This window comes from Pseudomonas sp. FeS53a (assembly GCF_000931385.1).
Lineage (GTDB): Bacteria > Pseudomonadota > Gammaproteobacteria > Pseudomonadales > Pseudomonadaceae > Metapseudomonas > Metapseudomonas otitidis.
Genome location: NZ_JYFT01000043.1, coordinates 24425 through 42301 on the forward strand (window position 1 = coordinate 24425; position 17877 = coordinate 42301).

Genomic DNA, 17877 nt, shown 5'->3' on the forward strand with positions numbered 1-17877 from the left:
CTGACCGATTTCACCAAGCACGCCCCATCCGGGCGGCGGGCGCAAGCCCAGGGGGCTCCCAAGCGGGAGCCCTTTTCATTTCAGCGCCCCTTGCCGAATCCCGGCAGCGCGGCGATGGCGTCCACCGATTCACGGATGAGCGCCGGCCCCTTGTAGATGAAGCCCGAGTAGATCTGCACCAGGCTTGCGCCGGCGGCGATCTTCTCGGCGGCGTGACGGCCCTCGGTGATCCCGCCCACGGCGATGATCGGCAGGCGCCCGCCCAGTTCCGCCGCCAGCACCTTCACGGTTTGGGTGCTCTTCTCCCGCACCGGCGCGCCCGACAGGCCGCCGGCTTCGTCACCATGCTCCAGGCCCTCGACGCCTTCGCGGCCCAGGGTGGTGTTGGTGGCGATCACCGCATCCATGCCCGACTCCACCAGCGCGCTGGCCACCAGGGCGGTTTCCTCGTCGCTCATGTCCGGGGCGATCTTGATCGCCAGCGGCACGCGGCGGCCGTGCTGCACGGCGAGGTCTTCCTGGCGCTGGCGCAGGGCTTCGAGCAGCTGCTTGAGCGAGTCACCGAACTGCAGGCTGCGCAGGCCGGGGGTGTTGGGCGAGCTGACGTTGACCGTCACGTAGCTGGCGTGGGCGTAGACCTTGTCCAGGCAGATCAGGTAGTCGTCGACGGCGCGCTCGACCGGGGTGTCGAAGTTCTTGCCGATGTTGATGCCCAGCACGCCGTCGAACCTGGCCGCACGCACGCGTGCCAGCAGGTGGTCGACGCCGTGGTTGTTGAAGCCCATGCGGTTGATCACCGCCTCGGCCTGGGGCAGGCGGAACAGGCGCGGCTTGGGGTTGCCCGGCTGCGGCCGGGGGGTGACGGTGCCGATCTCGACGAAGCCGAAGCCCAGCTGGGCGAAGCCGTCGATGGCGTCGCCGTTCTTGTCCAGGCCGGCAGCCAGGCCCACGGGGTTGGGGAACTCCAGCCCCATCACCTTCACCGGCAGGCTGGCCGGTGCCTTGGTCAGCAGGCGGTTCAGGCCCAGGCGTCCGCCGGCCCCGATCAGGTCGATGGACAGCTCGTGGGAGGTTTCCGGGGACAGTTTGAACAGCAGCTCGCGGGCCAGGGTGTACATGGGCGGGTTTTCGATCGGCGGGATGGGCCGGCGATTATAGCCGTCGGACCCGACTCAGGCGAGGCGACGCAACGACTCCAGGGTGCCGCTGGCCGGGTCGAACACCAGCTCGAAGGAACCGCGGATGCCTTCGTGGGTCAGAAAAGGCCGCAGATGATGCGCAGGTAAGCTAACCTTGCGCCCGTCCCGGCTACGCACCATCACCCGATTGGCGTGGCCCTGATAGACCGCGAGGAACTGGTCCGCGGTCAGTGAGATATCCAGCACCAGGCTGGGCATGGAGGCCTCCTCGTTGTTCGTCGAAATGATCCAACCTGCCGGCACTGTGCGGCGTACCGCGCCAGCGTATCACTGCCGTTACCGTCAAAGCCGTGCAGCCATCCGCGACCTCTGCCAAACTCCCCTTCGTGATCCGGGAGTCCTTGTCTGGCCATGAGTTCGCCGCAGTCCCCAACGAACACCCTGTCGTCCCGCTTGGCAGCCCTGGCTCAACGCCTGGGCCTGGTGGGCCGTGCCTCCCGCCAGGTACTGGAACAGGCCAGCCGCCTGCAACTGCCCTTCGCCCCGCTCTCCCCCCTGCAGCCGGACATCTGGTGGCAGAACGGTCCGCCGCTGCAACGCCTGGTGGACCTGCCGCGCAACGCACTCTCCGGCCCGGTGCAGGAAGACAAGGCCCAGGCCCACGCCGTGCTGGTGCATCTGGTGGAGGAAGAACGGCGCGACCTGTCCGACTTCGACCTGCGCCTGGTGGAAGGGATCCACGGGCAAGACGAACCGGAACCGCCCTGCCCCAGCTTCGAGCTGTACGCCGCCACGCCAGCTTGCAAGAACGTGCGGATCATCAGCTACAAGGATTTCGTCAAGGCCATCAGCCAGCCGCTGCCGCGCTTCCTGGCCGGTGAACGGCTGGCCCTGTACCAGGCCAGCTGGTACGGCGACCGGGTCTTCTGGCACGGCAGCCATCACCCCGAGGCCTTCGCTGCGGCTGTCGTATACGCTCGACGCCGGCAGATGGAGGTGACGCTGCCGGCCGACCTGGTGACCTACCGCCTGCTCCCCGCCGGGCTGGACCTGTTGGACAGCCGCTACCACGTGTTGTCGATGCCGGTGGAGGCCTGGAGCCACGCCGAGTTCATGGCTCTGCTGATGAGCGAGGGCATCCCCTACGCCCGCCTCAGCCTGCTGAAGAACCGCAAGGGCAAGGCCCCCGAGTTCCTGCTGCTGCCCAAGGACAACCCCGAGGCCACTGCCCTGGGTGAAGGGCTGCGCCTGGCCGGTGCAGCCGACGTGGTGCAGTACCTGCGCACCCTCCTGGACAAGCCCCCCGCCCTCCCCGGCGCGAAGTGACGCCCCTCACCGGCCAGCGCCTCAGCGCTTCGCCGGCCCGGTGACGCCGGCCGCCTTCAGCGCCTCGATCTGCTCCTCGGTGTACCCCAGTCCCGCCAGCACCTCCCGGGTGTGCGCGCCCAGCGCCACGCCCGTGTGGCGCGGTGCCGGCAGCCCCGCCGAGAAACGGATGGGGCAGGCCATCTGGCGCTGGGCGGGCTGCCCCTCGCGCGGAACCTCCACCACCAGCTCACGGGCGCGGATCTGCGGATGCTCCACCGCTTCGGAGAGGGGCAGCATGGGTTCCACGCAGGCATCCAGGCCGGCGAACACCTGTTGCCACTCGCTGAAGTCGCGCTTCTCGAACTCAATTTCAATCGCACGCTTGAGCGCCTGCTGGTCCTCGGGGCGGGGTGACAGGCCACGGGCCGCCAGCTCGGGCCGGCCGATGGCCGCGCAGAACACCTCCATGAACTGCGGCTCCAGGCTGCCAACGGAGAACCAGCGGCCGTCACGGGTGCGGTAGTAGTCATAGAAGCTGCCGCCGTTGAGCGCCTGGTTCTCCATGTCCGGCTCGACCCCGGCCCCCAGGTAGCCCGCGCCGGCCATGCCGTTCAGGCTGAAGGCGCAGTCGGTCATGCTCACGTCCACGTGCTGCCCCTCCCCCGTCGCCTGCCGGTGGATCACCGCCGCCAGCAACCCCAGGGCACCATGCAGCGAGCCACCACCGATGTCCGCCAGTTGCACCCCCAGCGGCAACGGGCCGCTGTCGCGGCGGCCGGTGTAGCTGGCCACCCCGGCCAGGGCCAGGTAGTTGATGTCGTGCCCGGCGCGGTCACGGTAGGGGCCGGTCTGCCCGTAGCCGGTGATGGAGACGTAGATCAGCCGCGGGTTGATCGCCTTCAGCGCCTCGTAACCCAAACCCAGCCGCTCCATCACACCGGGGCGGAACTGCTCCAGCAGGATGTCGTACTCGGCCACCAGGCGATGGATCACCGCCAGCGCCTCGGGCCGCTTCAGGTCCAGCGCGATGCTGCGCTTGTTGCGGTTCAGGTAGGCGTGGCTGGTGGACTGCCCGCCGTCATGGGGTGGCAGCACCCGCACCAGGTCCATGCGGGTGGGGGACTCGACGCGCAGCACCTCGGCGCCCATGTCGGCCAGCAGCAGCGAGGCAAAGGGCCCCGGCAGCAGGGTGGAGAAATCGAGGATCTTCAGTGACGCGAGCGGGCCTTTCATGGCGACTCCCAGGTTCGGTTCATTCCCAATGCAACGGCCGCTGCGGGTCGAGCCCGGCGGCCAGCGCGGCGAAGCGGTCTTCCAGTACGTTGCGGCGGATCTTCATGGTGGGTGTCATGCAGCCGTTGTCCACCGTCTAGGGTTCGCGCACCAGCACCAGGTGGCGGATGCGCTCATGGGGCAACAGCGTAGCGTTCACCCGCTCCAGCACCGAGAGCAGGTCGCGCTCCAGCTGCTCCCGGGCCTCGGCACGGGCTGCCGGGCTCAGCTCCAGCAGCGCCAGGGGCTGGTCCAGGCCGCTGCCCATCAGGCACACCTGCTCCACCCAGTGGCTCTTGGCGAGTTCACCCTCGATGGGCGCCGGGGCCACGTACTTGCCCTTGCTGGTCTTGAAGATGTCCTTCACCCGCCCAGTGATGCGCAGGTAGCCTTCCTCGTCCACCTGGCCCTTGTCGCCGGTGTGCAGCCAGCCATCACGCAGGGTCTCGGCAGTTTTCTCCGGTTCCCGGTAATAGCCGGTCATCAGGCTGGGGCTGCGATAGAGCACCTCGCCGTCCTCGGCGATGCGCAGCTCGTTGTCGGGCATGACCCGGCCGACCGTGCCGAAGCGCACCTGCCCGGGCCGGTTGAAGTTGCCGTAGGCGAAGTTCTCGGTCATGCCGTAGCCCTCGCAAATGGTCATGCCCAGGCGCTGGTACCAGCTCAGCAGCGCCACCGGGATCGGTGCGGCGCCACTCACCAGCACCCGCGCACGGTCCAGCCCGAGGGCTCGGCGGATGCGCCGGGCCACCAGGCCGCCCAGCAGGGGGAGGCGCAGCAGGCGCTCCAGCTTCGCCTGGGGCAGCTTCTCCAGCACACCCTGCTGGAAGCGCGTCCACAGGCGCGGCACCGAGAAGAACACCGTGGGGCGGATGATCCGCAGGTCCTCGGCGAAGGTCTCCAGGGATTCGACGAAGGCGATGCTGCCCCCGCTGTACAGGCTGTTGCTCTCCACCAGGAAGCGTTCGGCCGCGTGGGACAAGGGCAGGTAGGAAACGAACTGCTCCTCCGGCCCCAGGCCCATTTCCCGTACCGAGCGGCTGGAAGCGAAGGCAAAGGCCCGGGCCCTGTGCATCACCCCCTTGGGCTGGCCGGTGGTGCCGGAGGTGTAGAGGATGCTCAGCAGGTCGTCGGGCTGCTGCCAGTGGGCGTCCTCCAGGGGCGGATGGCGGCGCAGCAGGTCGTCCCAGGCGTGCTCGGCCGGCAGGGTCGGATAGGGCATGGCGATGCGCGCCAGCGTCTCGGGCAGGCCCGGCGCCAGGCGCTCGGGGTCGTCCAGCTTGCCGAGGATGATCACCTTGCAGCCGGCATGGCGCAGCACGTAGTCGATGCTTTCGGCCGATTGCAGCGGGTAGAGCGGCACGCTGACCAGCCCGGCTAGCATGATCGCCAGGTCGCTCAGCACCCACTCGGCGCAATTCTTCGCCAGGAGCGCGACGCGGTCCCCCGGTTCGCAGCCCAGGGCGCGCAAGGCGCTGGCCAGGCGCCGGGCCTGGTCGTCGGCCTGGCGCCAGGTGAGCGTGTGCCAGTGGCGCGCCACCGGCTGGCGCAGCCAGACCCGGTCCGGCGTGGTGGTGACCCAGTGGGCCAGTTGTTGCAGTGGCAGTGCGTCAGTCATCCCGTCCCCCTTGTGCTTGTCGTTGTGGTGGAGGCTGGTGCCAGGCGGCCCTCCCGGCCGCGCGATTCAGAGGCGGAACACCCGCCGGGCATTGCCCTGCAGGAAGGCGGCTTCCACCTCCGGCCTGAGCCCCAGGGCACGGACCTGCTCCATGCACTGCTGCAACGACAGCTGCGGGAAGTTGCTGCCGAACAGCACCTTGTCCCGCCCGTAGCTGGCCATGTAGTGCAGCAGCGCCTGGGGGTAGTAGCGCGGCAGGTAGGCGGAGGTGTCGATGAAGACGTTGTCGTGCTTCCAGGCCAGCCCGATCATCTCCTCCGTCCAGGGATGGCCGATGTGCCCGGCGACGATGCGCAGCTCGGGGAAGTCCAGCGCCACCTCGTCCAGGTAGGGCACCGGCCGTCCGGTCTCCGACGGCATCAGCGGCCCGGTGTGGCCAACCTGGGTGCAGAAGGGAATGTCCAGCTCGATGCACTTGGCGTACAGCGGGTAGTAGAGCCGGTGGTTGGGCGGCAGCTTCCACAGCCAGGGCACGATGCGCAGCGCCTTGCAGCCCAGCTCCTGCACCGCCCGCTCCAGCTCGCGCAGGGCCGCCATGGGGCGCGCCAGGTCCACGGTGGCGACCCCGACGAAGCGGTCGGGGAAGGCACGGGTGTACTCGGCCACCAGGTTGTTGTCGAACACCCACCCTTCCGGCCGGCACCAGGCTGCCAGCATCAGCTTCTCCACCCCGGCCTCGTCCATGGCCGCCACGGTTTGCGCCGGGGTCAGGGGCTGGTCCAGCAGGTGCGCGGAGCCGGACTTCTCGAACAGCCGCACCACCTCCGGCAGCAGCTGCCGGGCGCGGCCGTTGGCGGGTTGGGCCCAGGCGTCGATGGCGCCCGGGGAAGCAGTGGCATTCATGGCAGTGGCCTCCTGGCCGTCAGGCATGGCGGTGGCAGCCGGGACAGGGCTCAGAGCTTCATCCCGCGGCTGATGATCTCCTTCATGATTTCCGAGGTGCCGGCGAAGATGCGCTGGATGCGCGCGTTCGCGTACATCTTGCAGATCGGGTACTCCCACATGTAGCCCCAGCCGCCGTGCAGCTGCACGCCTTCATCCACCACCTTGCACAACAGTTCGGTGGTGAACAGCTTGGCCTCGGCGGCAACCTCGGGGGTGAGCTTCTTCTGGTTGTGGTCCATCACGCAGCGGTCGGTGAACACCTGGGCGACGTCGATCTGGGTGCGCATCTCGGCCAGTTTGAAGCGGGTGTTCTGGAAGTGGGACACGGGCCGATCGAAGGCCTTGCGCTCCTTCACGTAGTCGAGGGTGGTCTGCAGCGCCGCTTCGGCACCAGCCACCGCGCCGCAGGCGTTGGTCAGGCGCTCCTGGGCGAGCATGTTCATCAGGTAGAAGAAGCCGCCCTTGGCATCGCCCAGCAGGTTGGCCTTGGGCACCTTGACGTTGTTGAAGAACAGCTCGGCAGTGTCCTGGCTCTTCATGCCCAGCTTCTTCAGGTTGCGCCCGCGCTCGAAACCCTCCATGCCCCGCTCCACCAAGAACAGGCCCATGGCGTGCTTGTTCGCCGGATCGGTCTTGGCGGCGACTATCACCACGTCGGCCAGCAGGCCGTTGGAGATGAACACCTTGGAGCCGTTCAGCTCGTAGTGGTCGCCCTTGTCCACGGCGGTGGTGCGCATGCCGGCCAGGTCGGAGCCGGCGGACGGCTCGGTCATCGCCACGGCGAGGATGATCTCGCCGCGAATGATCCCCGGCAGCAGGCGGGCCTTCTGCTCCTCGCTGCCGTACTCGGCGATGTACGGGCCACACAGGGCGGAGTGCAGCGGGATCATGAAACCGGGCTCGTTGATGGCCGCCAGTTCCTCACACATGATCTGTTCGTAGCGGAAGTCCTTGAGCCCCGCCCCGCCGTACGTCTCGTCCGCCCAAGGCAGCAGGAACCCCATTTCCCCTGCCTTCTTCCACACGCTGCGGTCCACCACCCCGGCAGCTTCCCATTCGTCCTGGTGCGGCACCACTTCCTTCTGCAGGAAGGCACTGAAGGCGTCGCGGAACAGGTTGTGCTCGGTCTCGAAGTGCTGGCGTTGCATGCGGGGTCCCCCCTGTTGGAATCGTCCCGCAGGGTAGGCGTCGGCCGAATGGCCGCTCAATGACGCAAGCGCTCAGGGTGGATTGACCGATGCGCTCTTGGGGGCGGTGCGGGCTTCCGGGCATAAAAAAGCCCGTCCTGAGACGGGCCTGGAAAGGCTCCTCCCCGTGGGGAGGGAGGAGAAACCGTTGAAACGCTATCAGGCGCGCTGGGCGTCACCCGCACTGGCAACGTCCACAGCCGTCGAACCGTTGCCGGCCAGCTCGCGGTTCAGGGTGTCGGTGTCCAGCTGCTTGCACCACTTGGCCACCACCAGGGTGGCGACGCCGTTGCCGACCAGGTTGGTCAGGGCGCGGGCTTCGGACATGAAGCGGTCGATGCCGAGGATCAGCGCCAGGCCGGCGACCGGCAGGTGGCCGACGGCGGAGAGGGTGGCGGCGAGGACGATGAAGCCACTGCCGGTGACGCCGGCGGCGCCCTTGGAAGCGATCAACAGCACCAGCAGCAGGGTGATCTGGTGGGTGATGTCCATCGGGGTGTCGGTGGCCTGGGCGATGAACACGGCGGCCATGGTCAGGTAGATGGAGGTGCCGTCGAGGTTGAAGGAGTAGCCGGTGGGGATCACCAGGCCAACGACGGACTTGTCGGCGCCCAGTTTCTGCAGCTTGTCGATCATGCGCGGCAGGGCGGACTCGGAGGAGGAGGTGCCCAGCACGATCAGCAGTTCTTCGCGGATGTACTTGATGAACTTGAGGATGCTGAAGCCATGGGCACGGGCGATGCCGCCCAGGACGATGAGCACGAACAGCAGGCAGGTGATGTAGAAGCAGGCCATCAGTTGGCCGAGCTGCACCAGCGAGCCCACACCGTAGGCGCCGATGGTGAAGGCCATGGCACCGAAGGCACCGATGGGCGCGACCTTCATGATCACGTTGATGATGTTGAACATCACCTGGGAGATGCGCTCGATGAACTCGAACACAGGGCGACCGTAGTCACCCAGGCGGTGCAGGGCGTAGCCGAACAGCACGGAGAAGAACAGCACCTGGAGGATGTCGCCATTGGCGAAGGCGCCGACCACGGTTCCCGGAATCACGTTCATCAGGAAGTCGATGGTGGACTGCTTCTCGCCCGCCGCCGCGTAGGCCGCGATGCCCTTGGTGTCCAGGGTGGTCGGGTCGACATGCATGCCGGCGCCGGGCTGAGCGACGTTGACCACCACCAGGCCGATGATCAGGGCCAGGGTGGACACGACTTCGAAGTACAGCAGCGCGTAGCCACCGGTCTTGCCCACGGCCTTCATGCTCTGCATGCCGGCGATGCCGGTCACCACGGTGCAGAAGATGATCGGGGCGATGGCCATCTTGATCAGCTTGACGAAGCTGTCGCCCAGGGGTTTCAGGGCTACGCCGGTCTGCGGGTAGAAGTGCCCGATGAGGATACCGATGGCGATGGCCACCAGCACCTGGACATAGAGGCTTTTGTAGAGGGGTTGACGGGTCATGGCAGTTCCTCTCGGGCGCTGGGGACCAGGTCCGTAACGGACCCGCAGCACCGGGTATCTGGCTCCTCCCTTGCCGGGAGGCTTTCTTGTTCTGCGGCCCAAACCATTGGACGGCAGCTGCCTTTTGCAGCCCTTGTGCCAACTTCAAGAAAGTCCCACAAGCCTTGTGGCACTAAGCCCACGACCAACCGCGCAACTCAAGATCCGGTTGTTTCAGGCGGGTTTCCGCCGTCCTGCCGGGGGGATTTCCGCCACCGCGCCCCTTGTGGCGCGTTCCGGCAGCGCCCTACCATCGGCCACCTCCAGACCGGGAATTCGCCCCATGCGCGAGCGCACCATTGCCAGCCATTTCGTCCGTGCCGCCCTGCGTGGTCCGGCACGTCATGGCCTGGACTGCAGTGCCCTCCTCAGGCAGGCCGGGATCCACCCGGCCCTCCTGGAGGAGCCCCGCGCACGGGTCGCGCCCGAGCAGTTCAGCCGGCTAATGCAGTTGCTGTGGGAGGCGCTGGACGACGAGTACATGGGCTTCGGCCGGCAGCGCAGCAAGCGCGGCACCTTCGCCATGATGTGCCACGCCATCATCCATTGCCGGTCCCTGGAAAAGGCCCTGGTGCGCGGCGCGCTGTTCTACGGGCTGTTCCCGGAAGCCCCGATGATCCGCCTGGAGCGCGAGGGCGAGTGCGTGCGCCTGAGCGTGGACGACAGCATGCTCTGGGACCCGGACCACTTCCTGGTGGAGAGCTTGCTGGTGATCTGGCACCGCCTGGGCAGTTGGCTGATCGGCCAGCGCATCCGCCTGGAGGAAGCCACCTTCGCCTATGCCGAGCCGGAGCACGTGGCCGAGTACGAGCTGCTCTTCCCCACCGCTCGCCGCTTCGGCGCGATGGGCACCAGCCTGCTGTTCAACGCGCGCTACCTGGCCATGCCGCTGCTGCAGGACGAGCGCACGCTGAAGCACTTCCTCGAACACTCCCCCGCCGACCTGCTGGCCCGCCCGGATGGCGGCGACAGCCTGACCAGCCAGATCCGCCGCCTGCTGGGGCGCGACTGCCGCACCTGGCCGGACCTGGAGCGGGTCGCCCAGCAGTTGCACATGAGCCCGCAGACCCTGCGCCGCCACCTGCGGGAAGAAGGCTCCAGCTTCCAGGAACTGAAGGACCACCTGCGCCGGGACCTGGCGATCTACCACCTGGGGCGGGACGAGCTGTCCATCCAGGACCTGGCCGAGCAGCTCGGCTTCTCCGAACCCTCGGCCTTCCACCGCGCCTTCAAGAAATGGACGGGGCTCACCCCCGGTGCCTACCGCGCCCAGGAAGCCTGACCGCCCCGCCTTGTTCCTGGCCGTAGCCCAGGCTTCAGCCCGACGTAGCCGGATGTAGCCCGGACGTAGCCCGGACTTCAGTCCGGGAGCTCTGCGGCGTCCAAGTCCCAGCGAACTCCCAGAACACCGGAAGCCCCGCACGCCCCTCAACGCGCCCTCCTCTCCCCCTCGCTGAGCACCACCACCTCGCGGATCTCGAAATCCCGCACCAGGTACTCCATGCGCCGGGCATGGAACGCCTGCATGTGGGGCAAGGCGGCGTGAAACTCCAGATCCGCCCGCGAGCGCCAGACCTCGAAGAAGATGAACAGCGTCGGGTCCTGGGCATCCCGCAGCATGTGGTACTCCAGGCAGCCGGCCTCGGCGCGGCTGGGTTCGACATAGGCGCGGAACAGCGCCTCGAAGTCATCGGCTTTCTCCGGGCGCAACTGGGCATGAAGGATGAAGGCATAGGGCGCGGTCATGGACACTCCGTCGGGGGTCGAAAGGGAGGGCCAGCCTAGCGCACGGGTCAGCGACCGATTCATGACTTTCACGCAAAGGCGATTTGAACGGGAGACGGTGTTTCCCGCACCTATCGCCCGCTACGCTGCCGGCCATTCTTCGCTCCCATGAGGCCCTGGCCATGAAAAAGATCCTCCTGCTCAACGGCGGCAAGCAGTTCGCCCACTCCGACGGCCGCTACAACCAGACCCTGCACGAGGCGGCCCTCGCCTTCCTCGACCGCGCCGGACTCGAGGTGCAGGCCACCTTCATCGACGGCGGCTACGACATCGCCGAGGAAGTGCAGAAATTCCTCTGGGCCGACGTGATCGTCTGGCAGATGCCGGGTTGGTGGATGGGCGCGCCCTGGACGGTGAAGCGCTACATCGACGAGGTGTTCACCGCCGGCCATGGCAGCCTCTACGCCAACGATGGCCGTACCCGCTCGGACGCCTCGCAGAAGTACGGCAGCGGCGGCCTGCTGCACGGCAAGCGCTACATGATCTCCGCCACCTGGAATGCGCCCCGGCAGGCCTTCGACGACCCCACCGACTTCTTCGAAGCCAAGGGCGTGGACGCGGTGTACTTCCCCTTCCACAAGGCCAACCAGTTCCTCGGCATGCAGCCGCTGCCGACCTTCCTCGCGGTGGATGTGATGAAGCGCCCGGACATCGACGGCGACGTGGCCCGCTACCAGGCGCACCTGGCCCGGGTCTTCGGCGTCGGCACCCCGGCCTGAGGCTCCGCGCGGCTGCTTCAGGCCGGGCGGGTTTCGGCCAGGGCCTGGAGTGCGTCGTCGGCGAGGCGATAGCGCACCAGGTCCTCCAGAGGGCTCGCGCCCAGGCGGCGATAGAAGGCCAGCGCGGGCTCGTTCCACTCCATCACCATCCATTCCATGCGGCGGCAGCCGCTCTCGCAGGCCACCCGAGCCAGGTACGCGAGCAACGCCTTGCCGGCGCCCAGGCCACGGCGCTCGGGGGAGACGTAGAGGTCTTCCAGGTACAGGCTCTTGCGGCCCAGCCAGGTGGAATAGCCGAAGTAGTAGACGGCGAAGCCGATGGGCTGCCCCTCCACCTCGCAGATCAACGCCTGGGCCGGCGAGTCGCTGGCGAACAGGCTCTGCTCGATGTCCGGGACGGTGGCGACCACCTGGTGCTCGGCCTTTTCACAGCGGGCCAGTTCGAGGATGAAGGTGAGGATCTGGCTGGCGTCGCTGCGCACGGCCGGGCGGATGTGAAGGCTCACGGGGACTCCCTGTCGATTGGCCTGGATACGGTGGGTGCGGTGGTGTCGGCAAAAAGAGCACCGAGCATAATCGCAGCCCATGGATCATCCCAAGGAGCACGTCCGACATCGGCATGGACGACTCGCACTAACCAAAAAGGCAGCCCGAGGGCTGCCTTTTGGGGTGGAGCGTCGACCGATCAGTTGCGGATCAGGTGATCGAAGGCGCTGAGTGAGGCCTTGGCTCCCTCGCCGACCGCGATGACGATCTGCTTGTACGGCACGGTGGTGACGTCGCCGGCGGCGAAGATGCCGGGCAGCGAGGTCTCGCCACGGGCGTCGACGATGATCTCGCCACGGGGGCTGAGCTCGACGGTGCCTTTCAGCCAGTCGCTGTTGGGTAGCAGGCCGATCTGCACGAAGATGCCTTCCAGCTCCAGGGTCTTGAACTCGTCGTTGGTGCGGTCCTTGTAGGTCAGACCGGTGACCTTCTGGCCGTCGCCCTTCACTTCGCTGGTCAGCGCACTGGTGATCACTTCGACGTTGGGCAGGCTGTGCAGCTTCTTCTGCAGCACGGCGTCGGCGCGCAGCTTGCTGTCGAACTCGATCAGGGTGACGTGGGCGACGATGCCGGCCAGGTCGATGGCCGCCTCGACACCGGAGTTGCCCCCGCCGATCACCGCAACGCGCTTGCCCTTGAACAGCGGGCCGTCGCAGTGCGGGCAGTAGGCGACGCCACGGCCGCGGTATTCCTGCTCGCCGGGGACGTTCATTTCACGCCAGCGGGCGCCGGTGGCGAGGATCACGGTCTTGGCCTTGAGGCTGGCACCGCTCTCGAACTTCACCTCGTGCAGACCACCTTCGGCCTTGGCCGGGATCAGGGCGCTGGCACGCTGCAGGTTCATGATGTCGACGTCGTAGTGCTTGACGTGCTCTTCCAGCGCGCGGGCCAGTTTCGGGCCTTCGGTCTCCGGGACGGAGATGAAGTTCTCGATGGCCATGGTGTCCAGCACCTGGCCGCCGAAGCGCTCGGCGGCAACGCCGGTGCGGATGCCCTTGCGGGCGGCATAGATGGCGGCCGAGGCACCGGCCGGGCCACCGCCCACCACCAGCACGTCGAAGGCCTCCTTGGCGCTGAGCTTCTCGGCGTCGCGGGCGGCGGCGCCGGTATCGATCTTGGCGAGAATCTCTTCCGCGCCCATGCGGCCCTGGGCGAACAGCTCACCGTTCAGGTAGATGCTGGGCACGGACATGACCTGGCGCTGCTCGACCTCGTCCTGGAACAGCGCGCCGTCGATGGAGACGTTGCGGATGTTGGGGTTGAGCACGGCCATCAGGTTCAGCGCCTGCACCACATCGGGGCAGTTCTGGCAGGACAGCGAGAAGTAGGTTTCGAAGTTGAATTCGCCTTCGAGGTTCTTGATCTGCTCAATCACGGCGGCGTCCAGCTTGGACGGGTGGCCGCCGACCTGGAGCAGGGCCAGGACCAGGGAGGTGAACTCGTGGCCCATGGGGATGCCGGCGAAGCGCAGGCTGATGTCGGCACCCGGGCGCTCCAGGGCGAAGGAGGGCTTGCGGGCGTCGTTGCCGTCTTCGCGCAGGGTGATCTTGTCGGTCAGGCCGACGATTTCCTGCAGGAGTTCACGCAGCTCGCGGGATTTGTCGCTGTCATCGAGGGACGCGACGATCTCGAACGGCTGGGTGACCTTTTCCAGGTAGGCCTTCAACTGGGTTTTAAGATTGGCGTCCAACATGACTGACTCCTTGGGTATTTCGGGCGTAAGGGGTCCCCGCGGCGGACGCTGACGCGTCCGCCCTGCTCGCTCGGATTCGGGCTTTGTGCAGGGTGGCCAGCCGGTCGGCCGGCCACCGGGGGAAGGGTACTGCGTGACTTAGATCTTGCCGACCAGGTCCAGGGACGGGGCCAGGGTAGCGGCGCCTTCCTTCCACTTGGCCGGGCACACTTCGCCCGGGTGGGCAGCGGTGTACTGGGCAGCTTTCAGCTTGCGCAGGGTCTCGGACACGTCACGGGCGATCTCGTTGGAGTGGATCTCGACGGTCTTGATGACGCCTTCCGGGTTGATCACGAAGGTGCCGCGCAGGGCCAGGCCTTCTTCCGGAATGTGCACGCCGAAGGCGTTGGTCAGCTGGTGGGTCGGGTCGCCGATCAGCGGGAACTGAGCCTTGCCGACCGCCGGGGAGGTTTCGTGCCACACCTTGTGGGAGAAGTGGGTGTCGGTGGTCACGATGTAGACCTCGGCACCGGCCTTCTGGAACTCGGCGTAGTTGTTGGCGGCGTCTTCGATCTCGGTCGGGCAGTTGAAGGTGAAGGCTGCCGGCATGAAGATCAGGACCGACCACTTGCCCTTGAGGGACTCTTCGGTGACCTCAATGAACTTGCCATTGTGGAAAGCGTTGACCTTGAAGGGTTGTACGGAGGTATTGATCAGAGACATCCAGTTAGACCTCTTTTCCATGGGTGAAGGGTGGGTTGAAAAATCTACCCGACGAATACTAGGCGGTTACTCGGTAAAGAGCTTATTGATTGAGAGCATCGCCATCATTGGTTTACTAAATCAATGCTGCAGGCCAGTGACTACGGGGCCTGCAGCGATTCAGCAGGCGTTGGCGAAGCCGTCTGCGCCGAGAATTCGCCGATGAACGGCCGACGATCAGACCATCACGACAGGCTCTCGTCCAGTATGACCACCAGCTTGCCGGCCACCTGGTTGCCGGCGAGCGTGTCGAATGCGAGCTGGACGTCGGCCGCCGCGAAGGCCTTTTCCAGCTGCGGCTTCACACGCCCCTCGGTGAACAGCGGCCAGACCTGCTGGTGCAGATCGCGCAGCAGGTCGGCCTTGAAGGCGTCGTCGCGGTTGCGCAGGGTGGAGCCGATGAGCTGGATGCGCTTGCCCAGCACCTGGGCCATGTCCAGCTCGGCCTTGCGGCCGCCCATGAGGCCGATGTTGACCCAGCGGCCGTCGCGGGCCAGCAGGTCGAGGTTCAGCGCGGCGTAGTTGCCGCCGACCGGATCGAGGATCACGTCGAACGGACCGAAATCCTTGAGGCCCTGCAGGCCATCACCCCGCAACGCACCGCCCTGGGCACCCAGGCTCACACAATAAGCCAATCGTTCAGCCGAACCCACGCTGACCCAAACCGGGTTGCCGAACGCCTTGCACAACTGGATGGCCGCCGAGCCGACGCCGCTGGCGCCCGCGTGCAGCAGCACCTTCTCACCCGGGCCGAGCGCGGCGAGCTGGAACAGATTGAGCCAGGCGGTGGCATACACCTCGGGCACAGCGGCCGCCTCGGCCAGGGACAGCCCCTCCGGCACCGGCAGCGCGTGGCGGGCATCCACCACCACCTCCTCGGCCATACCACCGCCCGCGAGCAGTGCACAGACCCGGTCGCCAACCTCCCAGGCGCACCCGGGACCGACCTCGGTGATCACCCCGGAACACTCCAGCCCGATCACGTCACTGGCCCCCGGCGGTGGGGGGTAATGACCCGCTGCCTGGAGCAGGTCGGCACGGTTCAAACCCGCCGCCGCGACACGGATTCGGACCTGGCCCACATCACAGCTCGGAACCGTGCGCTCTGCCCACTCCACGCGGCCTTCAATGCCTTGCAATGCTTTCACGCTGCCTCCATAGTGACCCCGGACCCGCCCGGCGCTGACCGCCGGGCTTTTGCTTTGCGCCGAAGGAACCCGGCGCCCTCAAATACGGCCTAATATGCGTTATCACCTGCCCCGACGTCGAATCAGCATGAAGCGTTCTCTGATCTGCTCCGCCCTTGCGTTCGTTTTCAGCATCAGCGCGCTCCCGCTGCATGCCTCCACCACCTCGGCAAGCGACAGCTGGGACTCCCTCCAGCCGGACCGCGAGCAGGTGATCGCCAGCCTCAACGTGGTCGAGCTGCTCAAGCGCCACCACTACAACAAGCCCCCGCTCAACGACGAACGCTCGGTGAAGATCTACGAGGGCTACCTCAAGATGCTCGACCCCGCGAAGATGTACTTCACTGCGGGCGACATTGCCGAATTCAACGCCTGGAAGACGCAGTTCGACGACTTCCTGAAGAAGGGTGACCTGCAGCCCGGCTTCACCATCTACAAGCGCCACCTCGACCGCCTGAAGGAGCGCCTGGACTTCGCCCTGGCGATGCTCGGCAAAGGTGTCGACAAGATCGACTTCACCGTCGACGAGACCCTTGAGACAGACCGCGAGAAAGCCACCTGGGCCAAGGACAGCGCCGCGCTGGACGACCTGTGGCGCAAGCGCGTGAAGGACGAGGTCCTGCGCCTGAAGCTCGCCAACAAGGAGCCCAAGGCCATCCAGGAGCTGCTGATCAAGCGCTACAAGAACCAGCTTTCGCGCCTTGAGCAGACCCGTGGCGAAGACATCTTCCAGGCCTACATCAACGCCTTCGCCCAGACCTACGACCCCCACACCCAGTACCTCTCTCCGGACAACGCCGAGAACTTCGACATCAACATGAGCCTGTCGCTGGAAGGCATCGGTGCCGTCCTGCAGAGCGACAGCGAGCATGTGAAGGTGGTGCGCCTGGTTCCGGCCGGCCCCGCCGAGAAGAGCAAGCAGATCGCCCCGGCCGACAAGATCGTCGGTGTTGCCCAGGGCAACGGCGAGATGGTCGATGTGATCGGCTGGCGCCTGGACGAAGTGGTCAAGCTGATCCGCGGACCGAAGGGTTCGGTGGTCCGCCTGGAAGTGGTGCCTGCCAGCAACGCCCCGAACGACCAGACCAGCAAGATCGTCTCCATCACCCGCGAGTCGGTGAAGCTGGAGGAGCAGGCCGCGAAGAAATCGGTGCTCAAGCTCGAGCACGACGGCCATCCGTTCAAGCTCGGCGTGATCGAGGTTCCGGCGTTCTACCTGGACTTCAAGGCCTTCCGCGCCGGCGACCCCGAGTACAAGAGCACCACCCGCGACGTGAAGAAGCTGCTGGGTGAGCTGCAGAAGGAAAACGTCGACGGCGTGGTCATCGACCTGCGCAACAACGGCGGCGGTTCCCTGCAGGAAGCCACCGAACTGACCGGCCTGTTCATCGACCAGGGCCCCACCGTGCTGGTACGCAACAGCGACGGCCGCGTTGACGTGCTGGCCGACGAGAACAGCGGCGTGTTCTACAAGGGCCCGATGGCCGTGCTGGTGAACCGACTGTCCGCCTCGGCCTCGGAGATCTTCGCCGGCGCCATGCAGGACTACCACCGTGCGCTCATCATCGGCGGCCAGACCTTCGGCAAGGGCACCGTGCAGACCATCCAGCCGCTGAACCACGGCGAACTGAAGCTGACCCTGGCCAAGTTCTACCGCGTCTCCGGCCAGAGCACCCAGCACCAGGGCGTGATTCCCGACATCGAGTACCCCTCGGTGGTGGACACCAAGGAAATCGGCGAGAGCGCCCTGCCCGAGGCCATGCCCTGGGACAGCATCCGCCCGGCGATAAAGCCGGAGGTCGACCCCTTCCGGCCCTTCCTGGCTGAGCTGAAGGCCCGCCACGACGCGCGTACCGCCCACAACCCGGACTTCGTCTACAGCCGCGAACGCCTGGCACTGGCCCAGAAGCTGATGAAGGAAACCGTCGTCAGCCTCAACGAAGCCAAGCGCCGCGCCCAGCAGACCGATATCGAGAACAAGCAGCTGGCCATGGAAAACGCCCGCCGCAAGGCCAAGGGCGAAGACCTGCTCAAGGAGCTGAAAAGGGAAGACGAGGACGCCCTGCCGGAGGACGACAAGACCAAGCCGGAAGACGACGCCTACCTGACCGAGACCGGACAGATCCTGCTGGATTACCTGGGCCTGAACACCACGGTAGCCAAGCACTGAGCGTCATCAGATCGTCACGAAACTGTCGTGAAATGCAGGGGCCGCTTATGCGGCCCCTTGCTTT

At 66.5% G+C, this 17877-nt stretch carries 15 protein-coding genes and 1 pseudogene; 4 read left to right on the forward strand and 12 right to left on the reverse strand.

Going from position 1 to position 17877, the window contains the following annotated elements; translation table 11 throughout:
• Nucleotides 1-80 precede the first annotated feature (80 nt).
• Nucleotides 81-1118, reverse strand: a complete 1038-nt coding sequence (locus tag SZ55_RS12505; RefSeq protein ID WP_044406115.1) for a quinone-dependent dihydroorotate dehydrogenase — start codon at nucleotides 1116-1118, stop codon at nucleotides 81-83.
• 54 nt (nucleotides 1119-1172) lie between these two features.
• Nucleotides 1173-1397, reverse strand: a complete 225-nt coding sequence (locus tag SZ55_RS28025; protein WP_044406117.1) for a DUF2835 domain-containing protein — start codon at nucleotides 1395-1397, stop codon at nucleotides 1173-1175.
• Between the two features lie 153 nt (nucleotides 1398-1550).
• On the opposite strand from SZ55_RS28025, the gene SZ55_RS12515 reads away from it, so the two are divergent.
• Nucleotides 1551-2465, forward strand: a complete 915-nt coding sequence (locus SZ55_RS12515) for a DUF6685 family protein (RefSeq protein ID WP_044406120.1) — start codon at nucleotides 1551-1553, stop codon at nucleotides 2463-2465.
• Between the two features lie 21 nt (nucleotides 2466-2486).
• On the opposite strand, the gene SZ55_RS12520 is transcribed toward SZ55_RS12515, so the two are convergent.
• The 5 genes and pseudogenes from SZ55_RS12520 to SZ55_RS12540 all read right to left on the reverse strand — a co-directional run bounded on the left by SZ55_RS12520 (nucleotide 2487) and on the right by SZ55_RS12540 (nucleotide 8933).
• The gene (locus SZ55_RS12520) at nucleotides 2487-3680 is read right to left on the reverse strand and encodes a CaiB/BaiF CoA transferase family protein (protein ID WP_044406123.1); all 1194 of its coding nucleotides are present in this window, start codon (nucleotides 3678-3680) and stop codon (nucleotides 2487-2489) included.
• 19 nt (nucleotides 3681-3699) lie between these two features.
• Nucleotides 3700-5337, reverse strand: a pseudogene (locus SZ55_RS12525) (AMP-binding protein).
• Between the two features lie 66 nt (nucleotides 5338-5403).
• Complete coding sequence (locus SZ55_RS12530; RefSeq protein WP_052807589.1) at nucleotides 5404-6240, reverse strand: amidohydrolase family protein; 837 nt, start codon at nucleotides 6238-6240, stop codon at nucleotides 5404-5406.
• A 50-nt stretch (nucleotides 6241-6290) separates the two neighbouring features.
• Entirely contained in the window at nucleotides 6291-7430 is a 1140-nt protein-coding gene (locus SZ55_RS12535; protein WP_044406126.1) for an acyl-CoA dehydrogenase family protein, read from the reverse strand.
• 198 nt (nucleotides 7431-7628) lie between these two features.
• Nucleotides 7629-8933, reverse strand: a complete 1305-nt coding sequence (locus tag SZ55_RS12540; RefSeq protein ID WP_044406129.1) for a dicarboxylate/amino acid:cation symporter — start codon at nucleotides 8931-8933, stop codon at nucleotides 7629-7631.
• Between the two features lie 322 nt (nucleotides 8934-9255).
• Here SZ55_RS12540 and SZ55_RS12545 point away from each other — a divergent pair, with 322 nt between their 5' ends.
• A complete protein-coding gene (locus SZ55_RS12545) occupies nucleotides 9256-10254 on the forward strand; it encodes an AraC family transcriptional regulator (RefSeq protein WP_044406132.1) in 999 nt (332 codons plus the stop codon).
• Nucleotides 10255-10400: 146 nt separating this feature from the next.
• Here SZ55_RS12545 and SZ55_RS12550 read toward each other — a convergent pair whose 3' ends face one another.
• Nucleotides 10401-10718: a putative quinol monooxygenase gene (locus SZ55_RS12550; RefSeq protein WP_044406135.1), complete on the reverse strand. Its 318-nt coding sequence runs from the start codon at nucleotides 10716-10718 to the stop codon at nucleotides 10401-10403.
• A 161-nt stretch (nucleotides 10719-10879) separates the two neighbouring features.
• On the opposite strand from SZ55_RS12550, the gene SZ55_RS12555 reads away from it, so the two are divergent.
• Nucleotides 10880-11476 (forward strand): NAD(P)H-dependent oxidoreductase, encoded by a 597-nt coding sequence (locus SZ55_RS12555; protein ID WP_044406139.1) that lies wholly within the window; start codon nucleotides 10880-10882, stop codon nucleotides 11474-11476.
• 17 nt (nucleotides 11477-11493) lie between these two features.
• On the opposite strand, the gene SZ55_RS12560 is transcribed toward SZ55_RS12555, so the two are convergent.
• The 4 genes from SZ55_RS12560 to SZ55_RS12575 all read right to left on the reverse strand — a co-directional run bounded on the left by SZ55_RS12560 (nucleotide 11494) and on the right by SZ55_RS12575 (nucleotide 15604).
• Nucleotides 11494-11982 carry a GNAT family N-acetyltransferase gene (locus SZ55_RS12560; protein WP_044406142.1) on the reverse strand — a complete coding sequence of 163 codons (489 nt, stop codon included), beginning with the start codon at nucleotides 11980-11982 and terminating at the stop codon, nucleotides 11494-11496.
• Between the two features lie 179 nt (nucleotides 11983-12161).
• Entirely contained in the window at nucleotides 12162-13715 is a 1554-nt protein-coding gene (gene ahpF / locus SZ55_RS12565) for an alkyl hydroperoxide reductase subunit F (RefSeq protein WP_044406145.1), read from the reverse strand.
• 138 nt (nucleotides 13716-13853) lie between these two features.
• Nucleotides 13854-14417 carry an alkyl hydroperoxide reductase subunit C gene (gene ahpC, locus SZ55_RS12570; RefSeq protein ID WP_044406148.1) on the reverse strand — a complete coding sequence of 188 codons (564 nt, stop codon included), beginning with the start codon at nucleotides 14415-14417 and terminating at the stop codon, nucleotides 13854-13856.
• A gap of 224 nt (nucleotides 14418-14641) precedes the next feature.
• Complete coding sequence (locus SZ55_RS12575; RefSeq protein ID WP_044406151.1) at nucleotides 14642-15604, reverse strand: NAD(P)H-quinone oxidoreductase; 963 nt, start codon at nucleotides 15602-15604, stop codon at nucleotides 14642-14644.
• 127 nt (nucleotides 15605-15731) lie between these two features.
• Here SZ55_RS12575 and SZ55_RS12580 point away from each other — a divergent pair, with 127 nt between their 5' ends.
• Nucleotides 15732-17813, forward strand: coding sequence for a carboxy terminal-processing peptidase (locus SZ55_RS12580; RefSeq protein WP_152644476.1), 2082 nt, complete (start codon nucleotides 15732-15734; stop codon nucleotides 17811-17813).
• Nucleotides 17814-17877 lie beyond the last annotated feature (64 nt).